General features: G+C 67.2%; 15 protein-coding genes. 13 read left to right on the forward strand and 2 right to left on the reverse strand.

Annotation, left to right across the window (positions count from 1 at the left end; genetic code table 11):
- The first annotated feature begins 105 nt into the window (after positions 1-105).
- The 13 genes from B5D62_RS25700 to trxA all read left to right on the forward strand — a co-directional run bounded on the left by B5D62_RS25700 (position 106) and on the right by trxA (position 15194).
- A complete protein-coding gene (locus B5D62_RS25700; protein ID WP_085936911.1) occupies positions 106-801 on the forward strand; it encodes a response regulator transcription factor in 696 nt (231 codons plus the stop codon).
- Positions 770-2530, forward strand: coding sequence for a sensor histidine kinase (locus tag B5D62_RS25705; protein WP_085936912.1), 1761 nt, complete (start codon positions 770-772; stop codon positions 2528-2530). Before B5D62_RS25700 ends, B5D62_RS25705 begins: the two co-directional genes overlap by 32 nt.
- A gap of 13 nt (positions 2531-2543) precedes the next feature.
- The gene (locus B5D62_RS25710) at positions 2544-2984 is read left to right on the forward strand and encodes an HPr kinase/phosphorylase (protein WP_085936913.1); all 441 of its coding nucleotides are present in this window, start codon (positions 2544-2546) and stop codon (positions 2982-2984) included.
- Positions 2985-2999: 15 nt separating this feature from the next.
- Positions 3000-3914 carry an RNase adapter RapZ gene (gene rapZ / locus B5D62_RS25715; RefSeq protein ID WP_085936914.1) on the forward strand — a complete coding sequence of 305 codons (915 nt, stop codon included), beginning with the start codon at positions 3000-3002 and terminating at the stop codon, positions 3912-3914.
- On the forward strand, positions 3911-4315 hold the full coding sequence (locus tag B5D62_RS25720) for a PTS sugar transporter subunit IIA (protein WP_085936915.1): 405 nt from the start codon (positions 3911-3913) through the stop codon (positions 4313-4315). The genes rapZ and B5D62_RS25720 overlap by 4 nt, the downstream gene beginning before the upstream one ends.
- A complete protein-coding gene (locus tag B5D62_RS25725) occupies positions 4312-4611 on the forward strand; it encodes an HPr family phosphocarrier protein (RefSeq protein ID WP_085936916.1) in 300 nt (99 codons plus the stop codon). The genes B5D62_RS25720 and B5D62_RS25725 overlap by 4 nt, the downstream gene beginning before the upstream one ends.
- A 184-nt stretch (positions 4612-4795) precedes the next feature.
- The gene (gene ahcY / locus B5D62_RS25730; RefSeq protein ID WP_085936917.1) at positions 4796-6190 is read left to right on the forward strand and encodes an adenosylhomocysteinase; all 1395 of its coding nucleotides are present in this window, start codon (positions 4796-4798) and stop codon (positions 6188-6190) included.
- A gap of 55 nt (positions 6191-6245) precedes the next feature.
- Entirely contained in the window at positions 6246-6689 is a 444-nt protein-coding gene (gene tsaE, locus B5D62_RS25735) for a tRNA (adenosine(37)-N6)-threonylcarbamoyltransferase complex ATPase subunit type 1 TsaE (RefSeq protein WP_085936918.1), read from the forward strand.
- The gene (locus B5D62_RS25740) at positions 6682-7677 is read left to right on the forward strand and encodes an aminoglycoside phosphotransferase family protein (protein ID WP_085936919.1); all 996 of its coding nucleotides are present in this window, start codon (positions 6682-6684) and stop codon (positions 7675-7677) included. The genes tsaE and B5D62_RS25740 overlap by 8 nt, the downstream gene beginning before the upstream one ends.
- A complete protein-coding gene (locus tag B5D62_RS25745; RefSeq protein ID WP_085936920.1) occupies positions 7674-8366 on the forward strand; it encodes a nucleotidyltransferase family protein in 693 nt (230 codons plus the stop codon). Before B5D62_RS25740 ends, B5D62_RS25745 begins: the two co-directional genes overlap by 4 nt.
- Positions 8363-11311, forward strand: a complete 2949-nt coding sequence (addB, locus tag B5D62_RS25750; RefSeq protein ID WP_085936921.1) for a double-strand break repair protein AddB — start codon at positions 8363-8365, stop codon at positions 11309-11311. Before B5D62_RS25745 ends, addB begins: the two co-directional genes overlap by 4 nt.
- On the forward strand, positions 11308-14790 hold the full coding sequence (gene addA / locus B5D62_RS25755) for a double-strand break repair helicase AddA (protein ID WP_085936922.1): 3483 nt from the start codon (positions 11308-11310) through the stop codon (positions 14788-14790). The genes addB and addA overlap by 4 nt, the downstream gene beginning before the upstream one ends.
- 83 nt (positions 14791-14873) lie before the next feature.
- Positions 14874-15194 carry a thioredoxin gene (gene trxA, locus B5D62_RS25760; protein ID WP_085936923.1) on the forward strand — a complete coding sequence of 107 codons (321 nt, stop codon included), beginning with the start codon at positions 14874-14876 and terminating at the stop codon, positions 15192-15194.
- 18 nt (positions 15195-15212) lie between these two features.
- On the opposite strand, the gene B5D62_RS25765 is transcribed toward trxA, so the two are convergent.
- Positions 15213-16505, reverse strand: a complete 1293-nt coding sequence (locus B5D62_RS25765; protein ID WP_085936924.1) for a bifunctional folylpolyglutamate synthase/dihydrofolate synthase — start codon at positions 16503-16505, stop codon at positions 15213-15215.
- Between the two features lie 19 nt (positions 16506-16524).
- Positions 16525-17415, reverse strand: coding sequence for an acetyl-CoA carboxylase, carboxyltransferase subunit beta (gene accD, locus B5D62_RS25770; RefSeq protein WP_085936925.1), 891 nt, complete (start codon positions 17413-17415; stop codon positions 16525-16527).
- Between the last annotated feature and the right edge of the window lie 8 nt (positions 17416-17423).

Below are 17423 nucleotides of genomic sequence, written 5' to 3' on the forward strand. Positions count from 1 at the left end.
AAAAAGCCTTATTTGGTGAGTTATCGATGGCAGATCGGGCAGGCGACGGCAACAGCCCGGTCTGTGCTAGAGTGACCGCAGAAGCCTGTCAGGAGAAAAGAACCCGTGCGCAAGAACATCGCCCTGGTCGACGACGACCGCAACATCCTCACGTCGGTGTCGATGCTGCTCGAAGCCGAAGGCTTCCAGGTCAAGACCTATTCCGACGGCGCATCGGCCCTCGAGGGGCTGAACCAGTCGCCGCCGGACCTCGCCATCTTCGATATCAAGATGCCGCGCATGGACGGCATGGAGCTGCTGAATCGCGTTCGCAAGACGCAGCAGTTCCCCGTCATCTTCCTGACTTCGAAGGACGAGGAGATCGACGAGGTGCTCGGCCTGCGCATGGGCGCCGACGATTTCATCCGCAAGCCCTTCTCGCAGCGCCTGCTGCTCGAGCGCATCCGGGCGGTGCTGCGGCGCGCCGACGGCGGCGGCGCCAAGGGCGAAGGCCAGGCCGAGCGCATCGTGCGCGGCGATCTGGTGCTCGATCCGAGCCGTCATCAGTGCACCTGGAAGGGCAAGGAGGTGCATCTGACGGTTACCGAATTCCTGTTGCTGAAGTCCCTCGCCGAGCGGCCGGGCCACGTGAAGAATCGCGACCAGCTGATGGATGCCGCGTACGGCGAGACGATCTACGTCGACGACCGTACGATCGACAGCCACATCAAGCGCGTGCGTCGCAAGTTCCGCGAGGTCGACGGCGAGTTCGAGCAGATCGAAACGCTTTATGGCATCGGATACAGATATCGCGACTCCTGACAGCCGCTGGCGCCGGCCCCTCGCGGCCGCGCTGAAGCGCCTGCTTTGGCCGTTCCGGCGCGCACCCGTCGCGGCGCCCACCGAGACCCCGTCGCTCCTGCGCCGGCGGCGGCATCATGGCCGCCGCTATTCGCCGCTCACGCGCCGGATCCTGCTGCTGAACATCGTGCCGGTCGCCCTGCTGGCGCTCGGCGCGGTGTATCTCAGCGACTACGAGGACGAGCTGATCGATGCCGAGCTGGCGTCGCTGCTGGTGCAGGGCGAGATGGTGGCGGCGGGCATCGGCGAAGTGGCCGTGGTGGGCGGTGAAACGACCGTGAACCGCCTCGACGCCGACGCCGCCCGTCAGCTCCTGACCCGGCTCGTGCATCCCACCGGCGTTCGCGCCCGACTGTTCAGCGAGACGGGCGAGCTGCTGGGCGATTCCGCTCTGATGAGCGATGCCGGTCGCATTCATTCGGTGCCGCTGCCGCCGCCCCAGGACCAGGCCAACGACCAGAGCGAGGAGCGGTTCGGCGAGAGCATCGCCGACTGGATCGCGCGCCAACTGTCGCGTGCCGATCGCTATCCGCAATATGTCGAGCGTTCCAATCCGTCCGTGCGCGATTTCCCCGAGGCAGCCAGCGCATTGCGCGGCTTCAACGCCTCGGCCGTGCGCGTCACGTCGGACGGCCGGCTGCTGCTGAGCGCCGCCGTGCCGGTCCAGCGCTTCAAGCAGGTGATGGGCGCGCTGCTGCTCACCCGCGACAACCGCGCCATCGCCGCGTCGTTGCGCGAGGTCCGCTACGACATGCTGACCATCGCCGTGGCCGCGCTCGGCATCACCGTGCTGCTCTCGCTCTATCTCGCCGGCACCATTACCCAGCCGATCGTCCGCTTGGCCCGCGCCGCCGACGTCGTCCGGCTGGCGCGCGACACCCGTCCCGAGATCCCCGACCTCGGCCGCCGCGGCGACGAGATCGGCGACCTCAACGATGCGCTGCGCTCGATGACCGATGCCCTGTGGCAGCGGCTCAACGCCATCGAGAGCTTCGCCGCCGACGTCGCGCATGAGCTCAAGAACCCGCTGACATCGCTGCGATCCGCCATCGAGGTCGCCGCGCGGCCCGATCTCGAACCCGACCGGCGCGCGAAGCTGATGTCGATCGTCGTCGACGACGTGAACCGGCTCAATCGCCTGATATCCGACATCTCCGATGCCTCGCGGCTCGACGCGGAACTGATGCGCGGCGAGGTGAAGCCCGTCGACCTGCAGGCGCTGCTGTCCGACATGGCGCGCCATTACACCAATACGACAGCCAACAAGTCGGGCGTCACGGTCGAATTCCGCGTCGCCGCCAATCCGCCCTTCGCGGCGCATGGCCATGACGGGCGGTACGGGCAGGTGTTCCGCAATGTCGTCGACAACGCCCTGTCGTTCAGCCCACCAGGCTCGCGGATCGTGATCGAGCTCAGCCGCGAGACCCGCAACGGACCGTTCGTGGTGACCATCGACGACGAGGGCCCCGGCATTCCCGAGGACAATCTCGAATCCATCTTCCAGCGCTTCTACTCGGAACGTCCCACCGAGCATTTCGGCCAGCACTCGGGCCTCGGCCTCTCCATCTGTCGGCAGATCATGGAGACCTACGGCGGCTCGATCTCGGCCAGCAATCGCAAGGCTCCGGACGGACGCATCGTCGGCGCGCGTTTCACGATGCGCATTCCGGCCGCCGGCCGCGGCGCCTGACGCCGATCCGCTGATGTTCGTCCACGCCACCTGCGTCGCGCTGAGGACAACGGACCGGCCGTGGCGGGCGGTGCTGTTGCGCGGCCCTTCGGGCGCCGGCAAGTCGGATCTCGCCCTGCGCCTGCTCGACAGTGGTGGCCGTCTGATCGCCGACGACCAGACCCATCTGGCACGCCGCGGCCGCAAGCTGATCGCCACTCCGCCTCCGGCGCTGGCTGGACGAATCGAGGTGCGCGGCCTCGGCATCGTCGATCTGCCGCGGAATCAACGGATGGCGCAGGCCGCCGTCGGCCTGATCGTCGATCTCGTGCCGCCGTCGCAAATCGAGCGCATGCCCGATCCCACCGAAGAGGCCCTGCTTGGCCTCACCCTGCCGCTTTTCGCCCTGACGCCGTTCGAAGCTTCAGCTGTTACAAAGTTGTACCTTGCCTTGGCGCGAACGCCCGCCGCATGATCGCGGCCGCGTTCCATGGCTCATAAGCGTCGTCCTTTCGTCCTGGTCACCGGTCTTTCCGGCGCCGGTCGCGCAACCGCTCTCCATGCCCTGGAGGATTTCGGTTACGTCGCCGTCGACAACGTGCCGCTGCAGCTGCTGGGTGATCTCATCCGCTCGACCGCCGGTGATGCCGGCGGGAAAGCGCCGCCGCTGGCGTTCGGCGTCGATACCCGCACCTACGGCTTCGAAGCGCCGGAACTCGTGCACTGTGTGCAGGAGTTGCGGACACGCGACGATCTGGCCGCGTGCCTGTTGTTTCTCACCGCCGATACCGAAACGCTGCAACGCCGCTATACCGAATCGCGCCGCCCGCATCCGATGGCGCCGGATCGCCCGGTCATGGACGGAATCATCGATGAGCGGCGGCAGATCGCCTTTGTGCGCGATGCCGCCGATGTCGTCATCGACACGTCGATGCTGTCACCGCACCAGTTCAAGCAGATCCTGGCAGGCCACTTCGCCCTGGAACGCACGCCCGGCATGCGGCTCGCGGTGATGTCGTTCTCGTTTCGGCGCGGTCTGCCGCGCGAGGCCGACCTGGTGTTCGACGTGCGGTTCCTGAAGAACCCGCACTATGTCCCCGACCTCAAGCCGTTGACCGGTCGCGACGCTCCGGTCGTGTCCTACATAGAGACCGACCCGGATTATCAACCATTTATCAACAATTTGCAGGGCATGATCGGCCCGCTGCTGCCCCGTTTCGATGCCGAGGGCAAGAGCTATTTGACGATTGCGATCGGTTGCACGGGGGGTCGTCACCGTTCTGTGGCTATCGCGGAGACCCTTGCGGACTGGTTGCGAAAGGCGGGCCGCTCCGTCAGTCTTACCCACCGAGATGTCGACTTCGGGAGTGGTCGACAGGGGGATAGTTCGGGCATGCGTGTATGATTGGCATCGTACTCGTGACCCACGGCAATCTAGCGCGCGAGTTCCTCGCCGCGCTCGAGCATGTCGTCGGTCCACAGCAGTGTGTTTCGGCCGTCTGTATTGGCGCCGATGACGATATGGAAAAACGGCGCGCGGAAATCCTCGAGCGGGCGCGCGCCTGCGATACCGGCGAGGGAGTGATCGTGTTGACCGACATGTTCGGCGGCACGCCATCGAACCTCGCCATCTCGATCATGGAGCAGGCGCATATCGAGGTACTGGCCGGCGTCAATCTGCCGATGCTGGTGAAGCTGGCCAGCGTTCGCAATCGGCCGATCGCCGAGGCCGTGCGGATGGCGCAGGAAGCCGGCCGCAAGTACATCACCGTCGCCTCGCGCATTCTCGCGAAGGAAGCCTCGTGAACGATGGCGCGTCGGACATCGCCGTCGGGACGCTGAAGCGCACCCTCGGCATCGCCAACAAGCGCGGACTTCACGCCCGCGCCGCCGCCAAGTTCGTGCGCACCGCCGGCCAATTCGATGCCGTGGTCCGCGTCAGTTTCAAGGGCCAGGAAGTATCCGGCCTGTCGATCATGGGGCTGATGATGCTGGCTGCCGGCATCGGCAGCGAGATCGAATTGTCCTGTGCCGGTCGCCAGGCGGCGGAAGCCATGGCCGCCCTCTCCGCCCTGGTCGAGGGCAAGTTCGGCGAGGACTGATCGCGACCTGAACGGCGTCGGCGCTCTCCATCAGGCGCAGTGCACGTTTCCTGATCCACCCGCATAAAGCCGGCGGCATATGGGCATAAATTCTTGCTTATATGTTGATGCCGCGCGTTGAGGCGCGTTCGGGGCGCTGATAAGAGACGGCGACTTTCCACCATCAGATCGCCGGGAGCGCCGCATGGCCCAGGATTACATCGTCAAGGATATCGGGCTCGCCGATTGGGGCCGCAAGGAACTCGACATGGCCGAGACCGAGATGCCCGGCCTCATGTCGATCCGCAAGGAATACGGGCCGAAGCAGCCGCTGAAGGGCGCGCGCATCGCCGGCTCGCTGCACATGACGATCCAGACCGGCGTGCTGATCGAGACCTTGAAGGCGCTGGGCGCCGACGTGCGCTGGGCCTCGTGCAACATCTACTCGACGCAGGACCATGCCGCCGCCGCGATCGCCAAGTCGGGCACGCCGGTCTTCGCCGTCAAAGGCGAAAGCCTCGAGGAGTATTGGGACTATACCCACAAGATCTTCGAGTGGGGCGATGGCGGCGCGCCGAACATGATCCTCGACGACGGCGGCGACGCCACGCTGCTGGTGCATCTCGGCATCCGCGCGGAGAAGGATCCGTCGCTGGTCTCGAAGCCCACCAATGAAGAAGAGGAAGTGCTCTACAAGGCGATCCTCAAGACCAACAAGGAGAAGCCCGGCTGGTACGCCAAGCTCGGCGCCTCGATCCGGGGCGTCACCGAGGAGACGACCACGGGCGTGCACCGCCTCTACCAGATGGAGAAGGAAGGCAAGCTCCTGTGGCCAGCCATCAACGTCAATGACTCGGTCACCAAGTCGAAGTTCGACAACCTCTACGGCTGCCGTGAATCGCTGGTCGACGGCATCCGCCGTGGCACTGACGTGATGATGTCGGGCAAGGTGGCGATGGTCGCGGGCTTCGGCGACGTCGGCAAGGGCTCGGCCGCCTCGCTGCGCCAGGCCGGCTGCCGCGTGATGGTGTCCGAGATCGATCCGATCTGCGCCCTGCAGGCGGCGATGGAAGGCTACGAGGTCGTCACCATGGAAGAGGCAGCGCCCAAGGCCGACATCTTCGTCACCGCGACCGGCAACGTCGACGTGCTCACGCTCGACCACATGAAGGCGATGAAGCACCGCGCCATCGTCTGCAACATCGGCCACTTCGACAGCGAGATCCAGATCGCCAACCTGCGTAACTTCAAGTGGCACAACGTGAAGCCGCAGGTCGATGAGGTCGAGTTCCCCGACGGCAAGCGCATCATCGTGCTGTCCGAAGGCCGTCTGGTGAACCTGGGCAACGCCACCGGCCATCCGAGCTTCGTGATGTCGGCCTCGTTCTCGAACCAGACGCTGGCCCAGATCGAGATCTTCACCAATCCGGGCAAGTACGAGAAGAAGGTCTACACGCTGCCGAAGTTCCTCGACGAGAAGGTCGCGGCCTTCCATCTCGAGAAGGTCGGCGCCAAGCTCACCAAGCTGCGCCCCGACCAGGCCAAGTATATCGGCGTGCCCGAGGCCGGCCCGTTCAAGGGCGATCTCTATCGCTACTAAACGTCCCGCATAACCGCCCACAGGCGGACGCGTGCTACAAAGTCGGTATCGAAAGATGCCGACTTTTTCTTTGCCCTTGCCGGACGAAGCCGCGACCGAGCGGTTGGGAGCCTCGCTTGCCCGAAGGCTGCGCCCGGGCGACGTTGTGGCGCTGGAGGGCGATCTCGGTGCCGGCAAGACGACGCTGGCCCGCGCTATCCTGCGTGCCGCGGCAGGCGACCCGAAACTTATCGTCCCCAGTCCGACCTTCACGCTGGTCGAAGTGTACGACACGCCCAAGGGCAATTTCTGGCATTTCGACCTCTACCGGCTGGAAGCGCCCGAGCAGGTCTTCGAGCTGGGCTGGGAAGAGGCGCGCGCCGACGGCGTGGTGCTGGTGGAATGGCCAGAACGGCTGGGGTCGCTCCTGCCCAAAAGCAGGCTGAGGGTGGCACTGTCGGTCGGAGAAAAGGAACGTCAGGCGACATTGGTGGGCGAGGAACGGCTGGTAAATGGATGATCGGACAAGGCTGCGCGCGGATTTCATCGCGCGCGCGGGATGGAGCGATGCCAAGGAGAGCCTGCTGGCCGGCGATGCGTCGTTCCGCAAATATTTCCGCCTCGGGCGGCGCGGCGACAGCGCCGTGGTCATGGATGCGCCACCGCCGCAGGAGGATGTGCGGCCCTTCGTTCGCATCGGCCGACATCTGATCGGCCTTGGCCTCAGCGCTCCGGAAATCCTGGCCGTCGATGCCGAGCACGGTTTCCTGCTGCTGGAGGATCTGGGCGACGACACCTTCGCACGCGTGCTCGAGCGGGGCGGCGACGAAGCGACGCTCTATGCGCGCGCCACAGATGTGCTGGTGGCGCTGCAGGCAGCGCCCAACCACGGCCTGCTGCCGGATGTCGAGGCCTATACCGGCGAGGCCTTGATCGAGGCCGCGATCCTCCTGCCCGAATGGTATCTGGCCGCCGCGACCGGACACGAGACGCCGGCCGAGGAACTCGACGCCTATCGGGCCGCCTGGCGTCGCTGCCTCGCAGCGTTGCCGGCCGGCGAAGAGACGCTGCTGCTGCGCGACTATCACAAGGACAATCTTCTCTGGCTTCCCGAGCGGCCCGGCGTGCGCACCTGCGGCCTGCTCGACTTTCAGGACGCGCAGCGCGGCCATCCGTCCTACGATCTGGTCTCGCTGATCGAGGATGCCCGTCGCGATGTTTCCCCTGCCGTCTACGATGCGTGTCTTGCCCGCTACATCGCTCACACCGGACTCGATGCCGCGGATTTCCGGACCGGCTTCGCGCTGATGGCGGCGCAGCGCCATGCCCGTGTGATCGGCCTGTTCGTCCGCCTGTGGAAGCGCGACGGCAAGCCGACATACCTGCATCACCTGCCGCGCGTGTGGCGCCTGTTCGAGCGCGCGCTGCAGCACGAGGCGCTGACGCCGCTGCGCTGCTGGGTCGACCGTCTGCTGCCGGCGCCATTGCGCCGCGTCGGTGCCTCATGATCGACACGGCCATGATCCTGGCGGCCGGCCGCGGCGAACGCATGCGCCCGCTGACCGACACGACACCGAAGCCGCTCATCCCGGTCGCCGGTCGTTCGATGCTAGACCGGTCGCTGGATCGTCTGGTCGCGGCCGGCGTGCAGCGGGTTGTCGTCAATGTCCATCATCTCGGCGAGCAGATCGCCGCTCATCTCGGCGATCGCGCCATGATCGTGCGCGAGGAGCGGCTGCTGGAGACGGGTGGCAGCGTCAAGAATGCGTTGCCCCTGCTCGGTGACGGGCCCTTCTTCGTACTGAACGGCGACGGCTTGTGGCGCGATGGCCCCACGCCCATGTTGACGCGCATGGCCAAAGCTTGGGAGCCTTCTCGCATGGACGCGCTGCTGCTGCTGCATCCGCTCGAAGCGGCCGTCGGCCGCGAGGCGAAGGATCGCGGCGACTACTTCCTCCATGCCGACAACCGTGCGCGGCATCGCGGCGATGCGCCCGTGGCGCCGCATCTCTTCGCCAGCGTGTCGATCTGCGATGGCCGGCTTTTCCGCGACTCGCCCGACGGACCGTTCTCGCTGCTCAGGCTCTGGACCCGCGCCGAGGCCGAAGGCCGGCTCTACGGCCTGGTCCATGACGGCGACTGGTTTCATGTCGGCACCCCCCAAGCCCTGGCCGAGGCCGAGAAGGTACTGGGGTGAAGGGGATCTTCACCATCGGCATGGATCGCCGCTTTGCCGACGAGCTGGCACGCGGACTCCTGGCGGAGTATGGCGGCGATCCGCTGGCGCTTGCCGATATCCTGATCCTGCTGCCGACGCGGCGATCGGTGCGGGCGCTCAGCGAAGCCTTCCTGCGCGCCGCCGACGGCAAGGCCACGATCCTGCCGCGCCTGGCACCGCTGGGCGACATCGATGACAGCGAGTGGGCGGAAGCGGCCAACGAGGGCGCGGCTCTCGACCTGCCGCCAGCGATCGATCCCGCCGAGCGGGAGGCGTTGCTGGCCGAGCTGGTACTGGCCTTCAAGGACGATCAGGGCCAGCCAGTCGCGCAGTCGGCGGCGCAGGCGCTCCTGCTGGCACGTGAACTCGGCAGCCTGCTTGACGAGCTCGCCATCGAGGGCGTGGCGTTCGAGACGCTCGAAACGCTGGTCGAAGGCAACTTCGCCAGCCATTGGCAACGCACGCTGTCGTTCCTGTCGATTGTCGGCAAGGCCTGGCCGCAGATCCTGTCCGAACGCGGCCAGATCGATGCCATTGCGCGGCGCACCCAGTCGATCCGCCAACAGGCCGCGCGATGGCGGCAGCACCCGCCCGGTACACCCGTCATCGCCGCCGGATCGACCGGCTCTCAGCCGGCCACGCGCGAACTCCTCGAAGTCATCGCCGGCCTGCCCCAGGGCGCGATCGTGCTGCCCGGCCTCGATCGCGAAATGGACGACGAAAGCTGGGGAGCGCTGGAACCCACGCATCCGCAGTTCGGCCTGAAGCAGCTGCTCGCCGCGTTCGCGGTCGATCGGCGCGCAGTCGCCGACTGGCCCGGCCATCCGGGCGATTCAGCGCGCCGGCAATTGATCGCCGAGCTGATGCGCCCGGCGGAGACGAGCGAGCACTGGTCGCGGCCGCCGGCTGCGGCGCTCGACCACGTGACGCGGGCCGACTGCGCCACGCCGCATCAGGAGGCGATGGTGATCGCGCTGGCGCTGCGCGAGACGCTGGAGACGCCGACGCGCACCGCCGCGCTGGTCACCCCCGATCGCGATCTGGCGCGTCGCGTCGCGGCAGAACTGCGGCGCTGGAACGTCGAGATCGACGACTCCGCCGGCCAGCCTCTGGTTCATTCGCCCCCCGCGACCCTTCTGCGCGCCGTGATCGCCGCGATCGATTCGGACTTTGCGCCCATCGATCTGCTGGCGCTGCTGAAACATCCGCTGGCATCCTTTGGGTTGCCACGAGCCGACCTGCTCGATGCGACGCGTCGTCTCGATCGCAAGTGCCTGCGCGGACTGAAGCCTGCCCCCGGTCTCACCGCCTTGCGCGTCCGGATCGAGGAAACTGCCTTCGGCGCCGAGTCCGATCGCCGGCGCGTGAACGACCTGATCGACCGCATCGACTCCAGTACGACGGATCTCGTCGCCCTGATGGCGGCCACCGCTTCGCCGGCCGACTTGCTCGAAGCGACGATCGCCAGCGTCGAGAAGATCGCGATCGCCGACGCCCTGTGGTCGGGCGATGCCGGCGAAGCTCTGGCCGATGCCCTCGCGCGGTACCGCACAGCCTGGCAGGGCCGGCGCATGATTTCAGGCCGCGAATGGCCGGCTCTGCTGACGGCCATGCTGGCGCCCGAGATGCTGCGGCCACGCTACGGGCGGCATCCACGCCTCTCAATCTGGGGACCCTTGGAAGCCCGTCTGCAGCGCGCCGACCTTTTGATTCTGGGCGGCCTCAACGAGGGATCGTGGCCGCCGTCGGTCGAGACCGGCCCGTGGATCAACCGGCCGATGCGCACGGCGCTCGGCCTGCCGCAACCCGAACGTCGCGTCGGCCTCTCCGCGCACGACTTTGCCTCGGCGCTGGCGGCCGAGCGTGTCCTGTTGACCCGCGCCGAGCGCGAAGGCGGCGCCCCGACAGTGCCATCGCGCTGGCTGGCGCGGCTCGACGCGCTGTTCGGCTACGAGGCCGACAGCAACGCGCCGCCGCCGGAATATATCCAGCGCGGTCGCTACAGCTATGTCGCTTGGGCACAGGGGATGGACGATCCCCAAGACTACCGGCCCTGGCCGCGGCCCGAGCCGCGCCCGCCGCTGGAGGCGCGGCCGACGCGGCTTTCGGTCTCGGCGGTCGAGACCTGGCGCCGCGATCCTTATGGGCTTTACGCGCGGCGCATCCTTGGCCTCAAGGCACTCGATCCGCTTGAAGCCGATCTGGGTGCCGCCGATCGCGGCTCGGCCCTGCACGATGCGCTCGACGAATTCCTGAAGGAGCATCCTTCCGGTCTCCTGCCGCCCGATGCCCTGGCACGCTTCGAGGCGTTGGGCGAACGGCATCTGGGAGAGCTGATGGCGGCGCCAGCCGAACGCGCCTTCTGGTGGCCGCGCTTCCAGCGTCTGGCGCGTTGGTTCATCACTGAAGAAAACAAACGTCGAGCCTCAGGCAGCAGGCTGCTCGGCAGCGAAACCGACGGCGCCCTTACCATCGGCCCGCCCTCGCGGCCGCTGCGTATCGAGGCGCGGGCCGATCGCATCGACCAGACCGGGCTGGGTGAGTGGGAGATCATCGACTACAAAACCGGCCGCGTGCCGTCGCCGAAGGAACTCGACGCGCTGTTCGCCCCGCAGCTCCTGCTCGAGGCGGCAATGGCCGAACAAGGTGGCTTCGGCGCCATAAGAAGCAAGCCGAAGAAGGTCGATCTCGCCTACTGGCAGGCCAACGGTCTCGGTGATGGCGGCGCGATCAAGGAGATCAAGGACAGCGCCGAGCTGATACCGGCGATGCTGGCGTTGATCGAAAAGATGGCCGAGCATTTCGCCAAGCCGACCACGCCCTATGCGGCGCTGCCGTGGCCCGAGTTCGGGCCGTACTTCAACGATTATGCCCATCTCGAGCGTGTCGCCGAATGGTCCACCGCGGGCGGCAGCGACGAATGAGCGACACGCTCCTCCTCGCCACGACGGCGCAGCGGACCGCGACGACGCCCGATCGCTCCGCCTGGGTCGAGGCCAATGCCGGCACGGGCAAGACGAAAGTGCTGACCGAGCGCGTGATGCGGCTGCTGCTGGCCGGCGTCCGGCCCGAGCGCATCCTCTGCCTCACCTTCACCAAGGCCGCCGCGGCCGAGATGCGCAATCGCCTCGCCGGTCAGCTCGGTGGCTGGGCGATGGCCGATCCGGTCGTGCTCGACGAACAGATCGAGAAGCTGATCGATCAGGAACCCGAGCCGGGCCAGCGCATCACCGCGCGCCGCCTGTTCGCGCGCGTGCTGGATGCGCCGGGCGGCATCAACATTCTCACCATCCATGCCTTCTGCCAGGCGCTGCTGAAACGCTTTCCCCTCGAAGCGGGTGTCGCGCCCGGATTCGAGGTCATGGACGAGGCCCAGGCCTCGGCCCTGCTGCGCCAGGCGCAGGATGCCCAGATCGAGGCGCTGGCACATGCCGATGCGCCGGCCGAGCTGCGCGAGGCGCTGGCCACGGTCGCCGGTCGCATCTCCATCGCCGAATACGCCGAGCTGATGACCAAGCTCCTGTCCGAGCGGGCGTGGCTGCTGGCACGCATCGGCGACGAGAAGGGGCTGGGGCGCGTGCGACGGCGACTGGCCCGCCGGCTGGGTTGCGACAAGCCGCATGAAACACGGGCTGACGAAACCGCCCTTCGGCTGGCCGCGAAGGCGCTGTCGGGAGGTGGCACGACAGACAAGGAAAAGGCGCGAGCCATCGCTGCCTGGCTCGATGCCGCCGAGCGCGGCTCCTGCCTCGATGCCTATCGCAAGGCCTTCTTCACTGACAAAGGCGATGTGCGAAAGACGCTGGCCTCGAAGGCCGCCATCGCGCTGATGACCGACATCGACCACGTGCTGCGCACGGAGGCCGAGCGACTGGGCGCGGAGATCGACCATGCGCGGGGCCAAGCCCTGGTCGAACTTACCTGCGCCCTGCTGCGGCTCGGGCTCGACATCACCGAACGCTATGGCGCCGCCAAGCGCCGGCGCGCCGTGCTCGACTACGACGATCTGATCGTCGCCACGCGCCGCCTGCTCGAAGGGGCAGAGAGCGCGGCCTGGGTCCTCTACAAGCTGGACGGCGGTATCGACCATGTCCTGGTCGACGAGGCGCAGGACACCAACCCCGACCAATGGGAAGTGATCCGCCGCCTGACCGAGGAATTCTTCGTGGGCGAGAGCGGTGCCGGCGACCGCGAGCGCACGATCTTCGCCGTCGGCGACACCAAGCAATCGATCTTCGGCTTCCAGCGTGCCGATCCGCGCAAGCTGGCCGAGATGCGGCTGTGGTTCGAGGAGCGGAGCCGCCTCGCCCGCAAGGGCTTCGAGTCGGTCGACCTCAACGTCTCGTTCCGTTCCACACCTGCCGTGCTCGATGCCGTCGACTGGGTATTCGATCGGCCGGAGGCGGCGCGGGGCGTGGCGGCGCCGGGCGACGTCATCCATTTGCCGAGCCGGAAGAACGATCCCGGCCGCGTCGAGCTATGGCCGCTCGTCGCCGCGACAAAGGCAGAGATCGATCCGACCGAGATCGAGCCGGCGGGCGGGGCCGCGAAGCCTCCCGCTCAACGCCTGGCCGATCTGATCGCGGCCCACGCCAAGAGCCTGATCGGCACCGAACGGCGCGCCCGCTCCGACAAGAAGGGCGGCGAGCTCTTGCATGCCGGCCACTTCATGGTGCTGGTCCGCCGGCGCAACCAGTTCGTCAACGCGCTGGTGCGGGCGCTCAAGCGCGAGCAGATCGAGGTCGCCGGTGTCGACCGCCTCGATCTTGCCGAGGAGCTCGCCATCCAGGACCTGCTGGCGATGGCGCGCTTCGTGCTGCTGCCCCAGGACGATCTCAACCTCGCCTGCCTGCTGAAATCGCCGCTGATCGGCCTCGACGAGGACCAGCTCTTCACGCTGGCCTGGAAGCGCAGCGGCACGCTGTGGCGGGCGCTGCGCGATCGCCTGCACGAACCGGCCTTCGCCGCCGCCCATGCCAGCCTGTCGGCCTGGCTGGCGCGCGCCGATTTCACGACGCCGTTCGATTTCTTCGCGCAGGTCCTCGGGCCGGAGGGCGGACGCAAGCGCCTGCTGGAGCGGCTGGGACGCGAGGCATCGGATCCGATCGACGAGCTGCTGGCGCGGGCACTGCAGTACCAGCAGACCGAGGTCGCATCGTTGCAAGGCTTCCTGCGCTGGTTCGAATCCGGCGGCGGCGAGATCAAGCGCGACCTCGATGCCAATCGCCGCCAGGAAGTGCGTATCCTCACCGTGCATGCTTCGAAGGGCCTGCAGGCTCCCATCGTCTATCTGCCCGACACGACGCGCGTTCCCCGCGACGGCGAGCGATTGCTGGCCGCCGCCGACGGCGAGACCCGCCTGTGGCTGCCGCGCACCGACGATGCCAACGAAGCCGCGCGAGCCTGGCGCAACGAAGTACGGGAACGGGCGCTCGAAGAGCAGAACCGCCTGCTCTATGTCGCCATGACGCGTGCCGAGGACAGACTCTATGTCGGCGGCTGGATCGGCACCAAAAAGCAGGACCAGGGCTGCTGGTACGACCGCATCGCCCAGGGCCTCGGCGCCAGCGCGGAAAGCGAAACCGCCGGGGACCGCAGGCAGGCGACTGCAAAGGAGTTCGATTTCTCCTCCCTTCTCGGCGCCGAAGGCTGGACGGGACCGGGCTTCGAATTGGTCAATGAAGGCCGGATCGCCATTCCCGAGCAGCAGGAACTCGCCCTGCCGCCAACCGCGGCGCCGGCAGGCTGGCTCGAAAGGCCCGCGCCGGCCGAGCCAGATCCGCCGACGCCGCTCGCGCCGTCGCAGCCGCTGCCCGACGAGCATCTGTCGCAGCCGCGCGCCTTCAGCCCGCTCGGCGTCGACGATTCCAATCGCTGGAAGCGCGGACGCCTGCTGCATGAACTGCTGCGACACCTGCCCGCACTGCCGGCCGGCGAGCGCGCCGGCGCGGCACGACGCTTCCTGGCGCAGGCAGCCCATGGACTGCGGCCCGAGGAGATCGAACAGTGGGCTGCCGAGGCACTGGCAGTGACGGAGACACCCGAACACGCGGCCTTGTTCGCCCCGGCCTCTCGCGCCGAGGTGCCGCTGGTCGGCACCGTGCGCACGCCGCGCGGCACCTTCACGGTCAGCGGCCAGATTGACCGCCTCGCCGTCTCGGAGAGCGAGGTGCTGATCGTGGACTACAAGACCAACCGGCCGCCACCGGCCGAGGCAGCCGGCATCCCGCTCGCCTACCGTCGCCAGCTCGCGCTCTATCGGGCGCTGCTGCGCGAGATCTATCCCGAGCGATCGGTAAGGGCTTTCCTGCTCTGGACCTCGGCTCCGCGGCTGATGGAGGTCGACGCGGGAACCCTCGACAAATCAATGCCTTACGCGCCGGTAACTTTGCCGGCATCTTGACTTGCCCGGGGCCTGTTCCTAGCTTTGTCACAGGGCGGCGCCGGTCGATCGACCGGCTTTATTTGTCTGCGGGAGACCCCACCATGACCGTTAAAGCAACCGATGCTTCCTTCGAAGAGGAAGTCCTGAAATCCGACAAGCCCGTCCTGGTCGACTTCTGGGCCGAATGGTGCGGCCCCTGCCGCATGATCGGTCCGTCGCTCGAAGAGATCGCCAAGGACATGGACGGCAAGCTCAAGATCGTGAAGGTCAATATCGACGAGAACCCGATGGCGCCGACACGCTATGGCGTGCGTTCCATCCCGACCCTGCTGCTGTTCAAGAACGGCCAGGTCGCCGCGACCAAGATCGGCGCCGAGCCGAAGCAGAAGCTGGTGAGCTGGATCAATACCGTCGTCAGCTGACGCGGCAAGAGCGCGGGCTCAGCCGTTGCGTTCCAGCACGGCGCCAGCGAGATAGAGCGACCCACAAATCAGGATGCGCATCGGCGCGGGCTGGGTGACCAGAAGGTCTTCCAGCGCCGAGCCGATGTCGGGTGCCGGCGCGCAATCGAGGCCCACTTCGGCCGCCTTGGCACAGGCCTCCTCCGGCGTGTAGGCGCTATGCCCTGCCGGAAACGGCACGGCCCGGGCGCCTTGGGCATGGCGCGCCAGCGGCCGCAGGAAGCCAGCGGCGTCCTTGGTCGTGAGCATCCCGAAGACCAGATAGAGCGGCAGCGGTGCCGGCTCCTTGGCCCAGTCGATGGCCATGCGTGCAAGGACCAGACCGCAATCCTCGTTGTGGCCGCCGTCGAGCCAGAGCTCGCTGCCGGCCGGCAACGCCTCCACCAGCGGTCCACGCGTAAGCCTCTGCAGCCGCGCCGGCCAATCGACCGTGGCCAGCCCCTTGGCGATGGCCGCGTCGTCGATGCCGAAGCCGGCAACGCGCAGCCGTTCGATGCAGGCGACAGCGGTGGCAGCATTGTCGAGCTGGTGCGCGCCAAGCAGCGCCGGCGCCGGCAGGTCGAGCTGCAACTGATCGCTTTGATAGCGAAACCCCGAGCCCGTCGGCATCATCTGCCACTCGGTGCCGAGGCGGAACAGCGGCGCCGCGAGCTTGGCGGCTTCGGCCGCGATGACCTTGGCGCTGGTCTCGCGCTGGCGGCCGATCACCGCCGGCACCGCGTGCTTCAGGATCCCGGCCTTCTCGCCGGCAATGCCTTCGAGCTTGTCGCCGAGGAAGCCCGTGTGGTCGTAGCCGATCGGCGTGATGGCCGACAGCGCCGGCTCGATCACGTTGGTCGCATCGTAGCGGCCGCCCATGCCGACCTCGATCACCGCCAGGTCCGCCGGCACGCGCGAGAAGGCGAGATAGGCGGCCGCGGTGGTGATCTCGAAGAAGGTGATCGGCTTTTCCTCGTTGGCGCGCTCGCAGTCGCCCAACGTCTCGTCGAGTTCCTCGTCGCTGATCAGGCGTCCGGCCACGCGGATGCGCTCGTTGAAGCGCACGAGATGAGGCGAGGTGTAGACATGCACGCGATAACCGGCGGCTTCGACCATGGCACGCAGATAGGCCACCAGCGACCCCTTGCCGTTGGTGCCCGCGACATGGACGATCGGTGGCAGCTTGCGTTCCGGCGATCCCAGCGCCGCCAGCAGCCGTTCGATGCGTTCCAGGCCAAGATCGATCGAGCGCGGATGCAGGCGCATCACGCGTTCCAGAATCGGATCGATCATTGTCTGCTCCGGTGCCGGCTCAGCCGCCCGCGACGGTGAGGCTTCGGCTCTCGACCACCAGCGGATCCATCAGCAGCGAAACCAGCCGGATCAAGGTCTCACGCATCTTGTGGCGGTGCACGACGGCATCGACCATACCGTGTTCGAGCAGATATTCCGAGCGCTGGAAGCCCGGCGGCAATTCCTGGCGGATCGTGTCCTGGATCACGCGCGGGCCCGCGAAGCCGATAATCGCGTCGGGCTCGGCCAGATGCACATCGCCCAGCATCGCGAACGAGGCCGAGACGCCGCCGGTCGTGGGATCGGTCAGAACCACGATGTAGGGCAGGCCCGCTTCCTTGACGCGACGCACGGCAATGGTGGTGCGCGTGAGCTGCATCAGCGACAGGATGCCCTCCTGCATGCGCGCGCCGCCCGATGCCGAGAAGACGATCAGCGGCGCCTTGCGCGCAACCGCGAGGTCGGCCGCCATCACCAGGCCTTCGCCGACTGCCGTGCCCATCGACCCGCCCATGAAACCGAAATCGAGCGCGGCGACGACGGTCAGGCGGCTGCCCAACAGGCCGGTAGCCACGACCAGGGCATCGGTAGTGCCCTCGGCCTTGCTCTGCGCCTCCTTGAGGCGGGCGTCATAGCGCTTGGTATCGCGGAACTTCAGCGGATCCGCCGTCACCTTCGGCAGCGGATGGAGCTCGAACTTGCCCTCGTCGAACAGATGCGGCAGCCGCTTCATCGGCCGCAGGCGCATGTGATGACCGCAATGGGTGCAAACCTGCTGGTTCGCCTCCCAATCGCGCGCGAACAGCATCTGCTCGCACTTGGGACATTTCAGCCAAAGATTCTCCGGCGCACTCTTGCGCGACACCAAGGCGCGCAGCTTGGGCCGGACGAAATTGGTCAGCCAGTTCATGGCCTGCG

This window comes from Enhydrobacter aerosaccus (assembly GCF_900167455.1).
Classification (GTDB): Bacteria; Pseudomonadota; Alphaproteobacteria; order Reyranellales; family Reyranellaceae; genus Reyranella; species Reyranella aerosaccus.

Excerpts from the sequence above, each read along its gene's own strand:
- ahcY (WP_085936917.1), top strand. The coding sequence starts at position 4,796 with ATGGCCCAGGATTACATCGTCAAGGATATCGGGCTCGCCGATTGGGGC.
- B5D62_RS25745 (WP_085936920.1), top strand. The coding sequence starts at position 7,674 with ATGATCGACACGGCCATGATCCTGGCGGCCGGCCGCGGCGAACGCATG.
- addA (WP_085936922.1), top strand. The coding sequence starts at position 11,308 with ATGAGCGACACGCTCCTCCTCGCCACGACGGCGCAGCGGACCGCGACG.
- trxA (WP_085936923.1), top strand. The coding sequence starts at position 14,874 with ATGACCGTTAAAGCAACCGATGCTTCCTTCGAAGAGGAAGTCCTGAAA.
- B5D62_RS25710 (WP_085936913.1), top strand. The coding sequence starts at position 2,544 with ATGTTCGTCCACGCCACCTGCGTCGCGCTGAGGACAACGGACCGGCCG.
- rapZ (WP_085936914.1), top strand. The coding sequence starts at position 3,000 with ATGGCTCATAAGCGTCGTCCTTTCGTCCTGGTCACCGGTCTTTCCGGC.
- tsaE (WP_085936918.1), top strand. The coding sequence starts at position 6,246 with ATGCCGACTTTTTCTTTGCCCTTGCCGGACGAAGCCGCGACCGAGCGG.
- accD (WP_085936925.1), bottom strand. The coding sequence starts at position 17,415 with ATGAACTGGCTGACCAATTTCGTCCGGCCCAAGCTGCGCGCCTTGGTG.
- B5D62_RS25740 (WP_085936919.1), top strand. The coding sequence starts at position 6,682 with ATGGATGATCGGACAAGGCTGCGCGCGGATTTCATCGCGCGCGCGGGA.
- B5D62_RS25705 (WP_085936912.1), top strand. The coding sequence starts at position 770 with ATGGCATCGGATACAGATATCGCGACTCCTGACAGCCGCTGGCGCCGG.
- B5D62_RS25720 (WP_085936915.1), top strand. The coding sequence starts at position 3,911 with ATGATTGGCATCGTACTCGTGACCCACGGCAATCTAGCGCGCGAGTTC.
- B5D62_RS25765 (WP_085936924.1), bottom strand. The coding sequence starts at position 16,505 with ATGATCGATCCGATTCTGGAACGCGTGATGCGCCTGCATCCGCGCTCG.